Origin of the sequence: Plantactinospora sp. B24E8 (genome assembly GCF_039871735.1) — a bacterium.
GTDB lineage: Bacteria > Actinomycetota > Actinomycetes > Mycobacteriales > Micromonosporaceae > Plantactinospora.
The window spans coordinates 1-952 of sequence record NZ_JBDPMH010000087.1 but is presented as its reverse complement, the minus strand read 5'-3'; the positions used below and the strand labels follow the sequence as shown (position 1 = coordinate 952).

Annotated in this window: 2 protein-coding genes; both read right to left on the bottom strand. The window is 67.9% G+C overall.

The genetic code is table 11. The features are described 5' to 3' along the window. On the bottom strand, positions 1-661 hold a 661-nt coding region (locus tag ABGB21_RS36885), incomplete at its 3' end, for a condensation domain-containing protein (RefSeq protein ID WP_347658680.1). Further along, on the bottom strand, positions 654-952 hold a 299-nt coding region (locus tag ABGB21_RS36880; protein ID WP_347681776.1), incomplete at its 5' end, for a phosphopantetheine-binding protein. The genes ABGB21_RS36880 and ABGB21_RS36885, both read right to left, overlap by 8 nt.

The window sequence follows — 952 nt, the reverse complement described above, 5'->3', positions numbered from 1 at the left end:
CAAAATCACCAAACTGCACCGGCAACTCCCCCAAAACCGGCTCCCCACCCCCCACCAACGCCCCATAACACACCGACAACTCACCATTCAACAAACCCACCGACCACCCATCCGCCACACTGTGGTGCGACGTCAGGCAGAGCAGATGCTCCTCTTCGGACAACCGGACCACCCGGGCCCGGAAGAGCGGGCCCGACGTCAGGTCGAAGGGCACGTGCCGTTCCCGGGAGGCCGCCTGCCGGGCCGCCTCCTCCCGCTCCTCGACCGGCAGGACGGAGACGTCCTCGACCGGCAGCGGGAACGACCCCTGTGGGGATAGCAGTTGGTAGGACTCACCGTCCCGGGCCTCGTACGTGGTGTGCAGCACCTCGTGCCGGTCGACCACGATCTCCAGGGACCGGCGCAGCGCCTCGATGTCGAGCCGCCCCCGCAGCCGGTAGAGCAGCGGCAGGTTGTAGGTGGACTGCCCGGGGTCGAGCTGGTCGACGAACCAGAGCGCCTCCTGACCGAACGACAACGGCACGGGCTGGCCCGGCGGGCGCCGCGGGATCCGGTCGGCGTCCGCCGCCTGCTGCGCGGCCCGCCGCCGGATCAGCCGCTCCATCACCCGGGCCCGCTCGCTGGGGGACAGCTCGGTGCTCTGCTTCAGCCGGTCAGCCATGGCGGCCGTCTCCTTCGTCGTCGAGCAACTGGGCCAGGTCGTCCTGGCTCAGATTCGCCAGCACGTTCTCCTCGATGCGGTTGGCGAGGGTGGCGATGTTCGGGGCGGTGTAGAAGTCGCGGACTCCGAGGGTGGTGCCGAAGGCGTTGTTGAGTCGGTTGACAACCCGGATGACCTGGAGGGAGTTGCCGCCGAGGTCGAAGAAGTTGTCGTCGGTGCTGATCGGGTTGGTGGTGGTCAGGATGGTGGTGAAGATGTCGGTGATCTGTTGTTCGGTCGGGGTCGTGGGTG